Genomic DNA, 6987 nt, shown 5'->3' on the forward strand with positions numbered 1-6987 from the left:
ATCTATACATATTTATTCCTCAAAAACCTTTTCAATAAGGCACTCAAGGCTCCCCTTTGAAAGTGTGACATTCACCCTCTCAAAGGGCCTTACCTCAGAGGCAGAGCGGACAGCCTTTTTGTCTGCTCTTCTTACAATGCTGTAACCCCTGTCAAGTATGGCATAGGGGTTCAGGTCATTCAATTTTTCTTTTAAGATATCAATCCTCTTACGTTTACTCTCCAATACCCTTTCCATTGACCTGTTGAGCAACTGCTGTTTAAAACTGATCCCCTCCCTGCATCGTTCTATCTTTTTTACAGGGGAGTTTACAAACATTGATCTGCTCTGGTTCCTTAACTTTAATTTATAATCATTTATAATAACAGATATCTGCCTCTTGAGCCTGCCCTCTATTTCATCGAGCCTGAGCCATATATCGGCAATACCCTTGCGGGGATCTTTAAGCCCCTTTTTATAAGTGTTCAATGCATCTTTTATATTGCCCAGATAATAACTGTAACTGTTTATCATGCGCTCCCTGATATCCCTGAGCCACTTTTCAATAGTCTCCTTTTCCGCTACCAACAGCTCTGCGGCAGCAGATGGGGTTGGCGCCCTCATGTCAGCGGCAAGGTCAGATATGGTGACATCTATTTCATGGCCCACAGCAGAAACAACAGGTGTCTTTGAGGCGCGGATGGCATAAGCCAGCTCTTCATTGTTAAACTCCCACAGGTCTTCCATTGAGCCTCCGCCGCGGGTTATAACAATGGTGTCTGTATCAAGCTCTGTATTGGCTGTTGATATTGCCTCGATAATCTCTTTAGCTGCGCCCTCTCCCTGGACCCTTACAGGTATTATGGTTATCTCAAGGTTTGTAAATCTCCTGTGGGCGATGTTCAGAAAATCCCTGATTGCAGCTCCTGTGGGTGATGTGATAACCGCCACATGCTGAATCAGGAAGGGGAGGGGCCTTTTTATTGCTTCGTCAAATAGCCCCTTTTCAGAAAGCTTTTTTTTAAGCTGCTCAAGGGCTAGCGCCATTGCGCCAACACCAAGGGGCTCAAGGTAATCGATAATCAGTTGATATTCACCCCTTGATTCATAAACAGATACCCTGCCCCTTGCCACGATCTTCATGCCGTCTTCAGGCACAAAATTAATATACCTTGTCTGTGGCCTGAACATTACAGCCCTTATCTGCGCATATGCGTCCTTAAAGACCATATAGTAATGTCCTGATGAAGGCGCCCTGAAATTGGATATCTCCGCCTCTATCCAGATAAACTCAAAATTCTCCTCAAGCAGCTCTTTTATCCCGGCAGTCAGGCTGCTTACGGAATATATCCTGGGCTTTATGCCCTCTGTATATGTTTCATGATCGTCCATAACCTCACACTAAAATATTGTATTTCAATAGACAAGTCATTTTATCTTCATTTAAAATCAGTAAATAATTCAAATAGATCTACTGGACATTGACAATGGTTAAACGATAATGATATCGTAATACTTAAATGTTATCGATGTGAGGATATCATGGAAACCGTTACAGTCTCACCTAAATACCAGGTAGTCATACCGAAAAATATAAGAGATTCGATGCAGCTCCGTCCGGGTCAGAAAATGAGGATAGTTGAGTATAATGGCAGAATAGAACTGATACCTGACAGAGAGATCACAGAATTAAAAGGCTTTCTAAAAGGGATCAATATTGATTTCACCCGTGAGGGTGACAGGGTATGAATATTGTAGACTCTTCAGGATGGCTCGAATTTTTTTCAGGCGGGCCAAATTCAAAAGAGTTTGAAATACCTCTTAAGGATACATCCTCATTGATTGTCCCTGTGATTACAATATATGAGGTGTTTAAGGTGGTTTTACGTGAGAGAGATGAGAATGATGCCCTGCAGATCGTAGCCTCAATGCAAAAAGGGAGAGTTATAGAACTCACCACCGGTATTGCTATAAATGCCTCGCGACTAAGCCTGAAATATAGTCTGCCAATGGCTGACAGTATAATCCTTTCCACAGCTTTAGCTTATGATTGTATGATCTGGACGCAGGATTCTGATTTTAAAGATATCCCGAATGTTATTTATTACCCCAAGATAAAGAACCTTGATGACAGGACGTAATGACAAAAGCAGCTTCAGCCTGAGGGCATACCAGAAGGAGTGCCTTGAGGCGATCTATGAAGGGTACAGACGCGGCATAAGGCGCGCACTAGTCTCACTTCCCACCGGTTCGGGCAAGACTGTTATCTTCTCTGAGTTTCCCCGCTATTTCAGGATGAAAAGGCAGATGATTGTCCTTGCCCACAGGGCAGAGCTTCTTGATCAGGCAAAGGACAAGATAACAAGGGCAAACCCCGGTTTAAAGGTGGAGGTTGAACAGGCAGACAGAGTTGCCTCACCTGAGAGTGATGTAATTATCGCAAGTGTGCCCACACTCGGTCGTGCAGAATCAAAAAGGCTCGCGGCCCTTGATCCTGACCGGTTTTTTCTCATCATTGTGGATGAGGCGCACCACTCCACGGCTGAAACATATAAAAGGATACTTGAATACCTGGGGGTGTTTCACCCGGAAACCCAGAAGCTGCTTGTGGGGTTTACTGCCACACCCAAAAGGGGTGATGGTGTGGGGCTTAACGAAGTATATCAGGAGATCGTCTATTCAAAGCCGCTTCCTGACATGATAAAGGATGGTTATCTTTCGCCTGTTGCGGGTTACAGGGTTGAGACAGATGTTGACCTTACACGTGTGAAGACACGCATGGGCGATTTTGTTACATCACAGCTTTCAAGCGCAGTTAATATTGAGCCAAGAAACAGGATCATAACAAAAGTGTATAATGACTATCTCAAGGGCAAGAAGACCCTCTGCTTCTGTGTTGATGTTGCCCATGCATTAAGTGTTGCCGGTTCATTTAAGGGGCAGGGCATAAATGCTGAGGCTATTACTGGTGATATGGATTCGCAAAGGAGGGGCGAGATACTGAAATGTTTCAGCGAAGGCAATATTGATGTGCTGGCTAACTGCATGGTACTCACAGAGGGGTATGATGAGCCGTCTGTTGAGGGGATCATACTTGCACGCCCTACAAAGTCATCACTGCTTTACACCCAGATGATAGGCAGGGGTACAAGGCTGCACCCAGGTAAGGAAAATGTTACTGTAATAGACATAGTGGATGTCACAAAGGGGCACAGCCTTTCTACCCTTCCATCTCTTTTTGGCCTGTCACCGGACTTTAACCTTGAGGGTCACACAACAGACGAGGCAAGGGAGGCCATCAGGTGGGTGGAGGCAAACAGGCCATGGGTGCCTGTTGAAAAGGCATCATCGCTTTCTAATCTCAGGTACAGGTGCACAAAGATAGACCTGTTTGATCTCAAGACCCCTGATGAGGTTATCTACTTTGCAGACTTTGCATGGGTGAGTATGGGTGGAGGTGGTTATAAGTTATCTCTTTCAAATGGAAGAAGGATTACCATCATGCCCACTATTCTTGGAAATTATGAGATTGTCTTTATTGAAAAGGGCGTTGAAAGGATAATAGCTGAGACAAAAGAGCTGCCCGCTGCCATATATGAGGCAGAAAAGTTCATTAAGAATGAGTTCAATGATCTTATTCCCCTGTTGAGTTTGTATTCAAGGTGGCGAAACCAGCCTGCAACTGAAAAACAGCTTGCTATATTATTAAGCAGAAACCTTGATGTGCCAAAAGGGATAACAAAGGGCCAGGCAAGTCACCTGATTGGCATGCTTTCATAGGGCTTGACTAAGACGTATAAAAAAATATATATTGTACGGCATGAATACAAAGCTTACATTAAGAATGGATGAAAGTACCGTTCAGAAGGCCAAATTGGAGGCAAAACTAAGGGGCAAATCTGTCTCACAAATGATTTCTGATTTTATCGAATCCATTGATTCAAAAAAACCATGTATTAAGAAACTGCCCCCTGTTACCTCAAAGCTGGCTGGTATTTTAAAGGGGAAAGATGTATCAGAAGATGACTATAAAGCCCATCTCATGGAGAAGTATCTTTGAAGGCTCTTATTGATACCAATATAATCCTGGATGTGCTGCTTGAACGTAAATCTTTTTTTAAACCTGCTGTTGAAATATTCTGCCTTGCTGAAGATTCTAAAATAGAGGCTTTTATCTGCGCTACAACAGTTACAACCATCGATTATCTCTTAACAAAATCTCTTCCGGTTAAAAAGGCCAGAATGGCTTTAAGTCACATTATAAGCCTGTTTGAAATAGCTCCTGTCAATAAAGCTGTAATTGAACGGGCGCTTAATAGCAGGGTTACTGATTTTGAAGATGCTGTGCTGGAAGAGTCAGGCAAAATAGCGGGCGTGGATTGTATTATAACAAGAAATGTAAAAGACTTTAAATATGCATCAATCAAGGTTTTTGAACCTATTGAATTTTTAGCTATATTTTAAAACAGGAGATGATTATGACAGCTTCAAAAAACAAACCAAAGGCAGTAGTGAGCACCAACCTGATAGTACCTGAGGGTGTTCACAATTTTGAATCCGATGACCTTGCAGACAAATCCCCAAAGGATGATCCCATTAAAAGGGTTATCTATATTGATGACAGGGTTATTCCGGGGGCATTTTATGTTGAGGCCGCATGGGCAGTTGATTCCCTGCCGCGTGAACATCCTGAACATGCCCATGATTATGATGAGATATGCGGTTTTGTCGGGAGTGACATGTCGGATACAACCGATCTGGGCGGCGAGGTTGATTTCAGTATTGATGGTAAAAAGATGACCATCACAAAGACCTGTTTTATCTTTATCCCTGCTGGAGTAAAACATGGCGGGCTTAATTTCAGAAAGATAAATAAACCGGTCTTCCAGATCGCCATGTCACCCATGAAGAGGTTTGTGAGCGATCCACCGACATAAATAAACACAGGCTGGACTTTTTGGCCAATATCGTAGAAAGGGCACAGTGCGCTGTGCCCCTACGAGTCTCTTATCAAAACCTCGGAACATAGATAATCTTCAGAAAAAATATGAAAAAATACATAATCTTAATCCTGGTAATTGTCGGCCTTGTGTATGCAGGTATTCAGCATATACAAAATAAACCATCAGAAAGTATTTATACTATTATCAAATCAACAGGTTTTAGCGGATGCCTTTAAAAATAAAGAAAGCAACATACAGGTCAGCGGATCGGGCAGGGTGACAGCTACTCTACCGGACGACAACGAAGGAAGCCGCCATCAGAGATTTATCATAGAGCTTGATTCAGGCCTGACTCTTCTTGTTTCTCATAATATTGATATAGCGCCCAAAATCAATTCCCTTGGCAAAGGGGATCAAATAGAATTCTACGGGGAGTATGATTGGAATACAAAGGGCGGGGTTGTGCACTGGACCCATCATGACCCTGATGGCAGTCATGAAGATGGGTGGTTGAAGCACAAAGGGAGAATATATCAATAGAAGTAATATCGGAAGGAGCATCACATAGACTTTATTGTGAAGCATGGGTTTAATGCCCCTCCCCTTGGGGCGGAGAGGTTTCATTAATATTGTAGGGGCAGACCCCTGTGTCTGCCCTTTAAAATCTATAAAAACTCCGTGTCCTATGCCTGTCCCACAATAGCTTCAGCGAAGGAAGCTGTTCGCTCTTAAATTTCTTTGTGTTCTCAGTGTTCTCTGTGTGAGGTATCCTGGGGTTTTCAATGTCTCTAAATCCATTTTAAACCCCATTAAACTGGCTTGAACCATAACTATCAGCCAGCAGGCAGTGGCCAAAGTAAAAAGGCCTATCCACCTTTTTCATAAAGATGGGTGCATGCTGCACGCCTGCGGGCAAACAGATTATGGCTGCGGTGGTTATTGTATGCTTTTCCCACTCCTCTCCCATTGCTATCTCTGCCTCTCCGCCGAGTTCCGGCCAGTTCTCATAGCTTGCTGGTATAAAAAAGAGATATTCATCACAGTTGTGGGTATGAGGCGGGTCCGCCAGTACATGGGGGGAGAGTATGCTTACAAAGTTAAAATTAATATCTACCTTTCCAAACCTTTCCATATATTTCTGATCAAAACCGATGTTCAGTAGGGCCTTTTCCGGGAAGACCGGGATAGAAACCTTTGCTCCGCGGAGCACATATTTATCAAATCTGGATTCAGCCATTTCTTTATTCTCCTTCATCATATAATAGCAGGTACTGAAACGAAAACTCCTTTATGCAGGACTTTTTATATATTCCTTTGCCATGTATATACTGGAATAGATAACCGGTTTATCAACCTTCCTGAAATTTATCGGGCTGTGTACCATGCCTCTTGGTATTACAACAACAGTAGGGGTATTGATAACCTGTTTTTCTCCCTCTTTACCCATTAAAACATCTATCTCAGCCCCAAACTCCTCTGTGTCAGCGGGGTTTGTCCCCATGAAACAGAGGAACTCCTCAAAGTCATGAGAGTGTGCCTCTTCAATCTGAACTGGTTTTGATACATAGTCCCATTTCATGCGATGGTCTATTCCAGCCCAGCCTTCTGGTTCACCAAAGGCAGAAGGCATAACCCCCGGAATGGATTCTTTAGTGGCAATCCCTCTCACAATGTATTTTTCATATTTGGATTCAGTCATCTTTCAGGTTCTCCTTTCTATGAAGTATAAAACCGGATACAGGTTATGCCTGCATCCGGTTAAGATTTACGCCTGTACAGCTTCTATTGCAACCTAAAAGATATTGTATTTCAGGGTAAATGCCAGTGCACGGGACTAACTGGTCGACCGGTCTGCCAAAAACCTGATTGATAAAGATTTACAATCATAAATAAATATTTATAATTGGAAAGCAGATACTCGGGCTTTGAGTTAATTAATTAGGCTCCTCACAAGAATTTGTGGGTCAATTTTGGCATAGGTAGCTTTCCCAAGCCATGATATAGAGCCAGCTTAAATGTGTTTTCAGTACGATAACCAAAAGCCCTATGGCTAATAACTTTAGCC

10 protein-coding genes are annotated in these 6987 nt (G+C 43.0%); 7 read left to right on the top strand and 3 right to left on the bottom strand.

Translation table 11 applies throughout. The features are described 5' to 3' along the window. Positions 1–12: 12 nt before the first annotated feature. Positions 13–1371: an exodeoxyribonuclease VII large subunit gene (gene xseA, locus GX654_13325; protein ID NLD37842.1), complete on the bottom strand. Its 1359-nt coding sequence runs from the start codon at positions 1369–1371 to the stop codon at positions 13–15. Positions 1372–1521: 150 nt separating this feature from the next. Between xseA and GX654_13330 the strand changes: the two genes are divergently transcribed. From GX654_13330 to GX654_13360, 7 genes are all read left to right on the top strand, one after another. Next, a complete protein-coding gene (locus tag GX654_13330) occupies positions 1522–1728 on the top strand; it encodes an AbrB/MazE/SpoVT family DNA-binding domain-containing protein (GenBank protein NLD37843.1) in 207 nt (68 codons plus the stop codon). After that, positions 1725–2120, top strand: a complete 396-nt coding sequence (locus GX654_13335; protein ID NLD37844.1) for a type II toxin-antitoxin system VapC family toxin — start codon at positions 1725–1727, stop codon at positions 2118–2120. The genes GX654_13330 and GX654_13335 overlap by 4 nt, the downstream gene beginning before the upstream one ends. Beyond that, positions 2107–3759: a DEAD/DEAH box helicase gene (locus GX654_13340; GenBank protein NLD37845.1), complete on the top strand. Its 1653-nt coding sequence runs from the start codon at positions 2107–2109 to the stop codon at positions 3757–3759. Before GX654_13335 ends, GX654_13340 begins: the two co-directional genes overlap by 14 nt. Before the next feature lie 40 nt (positions 3760–3799). Then, entirely contained in the window at positions 3800–4039 is a 240-nt protein-coding gene (locus GX654_13345; protein NLD37846.1) for an antitoxin, read from the top strand. Beyond that, a complete protein-coding gene (locus GX654_13350; GenBank protein NLD37847.1) occupies positions 4036–4443 on the top strand; it encodes a PIN domain-containing protein in 408 nt (135 codons plus the stop codon). The genes GX654_13345 and GX654_13350 overlap by 4 nt, the downstream gene beginning before the upstream one ends. A gap of 14 nt (positions 4444–4457) precedes the next feature. Further along, on the top strand, positions 4458–4916 hold the full coding sequence (locus tag GX654_13355) for a cupin domain-containing protein (GenBank protein NLD37848.1): 459 nt from the start codon (positions 4458–4460) through the stop codon (positions 4914–4916). Between the two features lie 156 nt (positions 4917–5072). Next, entirely contained in the window at positions 5073–5462 is a 390-nt protein-coding gene (locus GX654_13360; protein NLD37849.1) for a DUF3465 domain-containing protein, read from the top strand. A gap of 259 nt (positions 5463–5721) precedes the next feature. Here GX654_13360 and GX654_13365 read toward each other — a convergent pair whose 3' ends face one another. Together GX654_13365 and GX654_13370 are read right to left on the bottom strand one after the other, a co-directional pair. Then, positions 5722–6159, bottom strand: coding sequence for a hypothetical protein (locus tag GX654_13365; GenBank protein ID NLD37850.1), 438 nt, complete (start codon positions 6157–6159; stop codon positions 5722–5724). Between the two features lie 51 nt (positions 6160–6210). Next, complete coding sequence (locus GX654_13370) at positions 6211–6621, bottom strand: hypothetical protein (GenBank protein ID NLD37851.1); 411 nt, start codon at positions 6619–6621, stop codon at positions 6211–6213. Positions 6622–6987: the final 366 nt, after the last annotated feature.

This window comes from Desulfatiglans sp., assembly GCA_012513605.1.
In the GTDB taxonomy this organism is placed as follows: domain Bacteria; phylum Desulfobacterota; class DSM-4660; order Desulfatiglandales; family HGW-15; genus JAAZBV01.

What these genes read in the sequence shown, in the direction of transcription:
- xseA (NLD37842.1), bottom strand. Translation starts at nt 1,371, where the DNA reads ATGGACGATCATGAAACATATACAGAGGGCATAAAGCCCAGGATATAT.
- GX654_13330 (NLD37843.1), top strand. Translation starts at nt 1,522, where the DNA reads ATGGAAACCGTTACAGTCTCACCTAAATACCAGGTAGTCATACCGAAA.
- GX654_13335 (NLD37844.1), top strand. Translation starts at nt 1,725, where the DNA reads ATGAATATTGTAGACTCTTCAGGATGGCTCGAATTTTTTTCAGGCGGG.
- GX654_13340 (NLD37845.1), top strand. Translation starts at nt 2,107, where the DNA reads ATGACAGGACGTAATGACAAAAGCAGCTTCAGCCTGAGGGCATACCAG.
- GX654_13345 (NLD37846.1), top strand. Translation starts at nt 3,800, where the DNA reads ATGAATACAAAGCTTACATTAAGAATGGATGAAAGTACCGTTCAGAAG.
- GX654_13355 (NLD37848.1), top strand. Translation starts at nt 4,458, where the DNA reads ATGACAGCTTCAAAAAACAAACCAAAGGCAGTAGTGAGCACCAACCTG.
- GX654_13360 (NLD37849.1), top strand. Translation starts at nt 5,073, where the DNA reads ATGCAGGTATTCAGCATATACAAAATAAACCATCAGAAAGTATTTATA.
- GX654_13365 (NLD37850.1), bottom strand. Translation starts at nt 6,159, where the DNA reads ATGGCTGAATCCAGATTTGATAAATATGTGCTCCGCGGAGCAAAGGTT.
- GX654_13370 (NLD37851.1), bottom strand. Translation starts at nt 6,621, where the DNA reads ATGACTGAATCCAAATATGAAAAATACATTGTGAGAGGGATTGCCACT.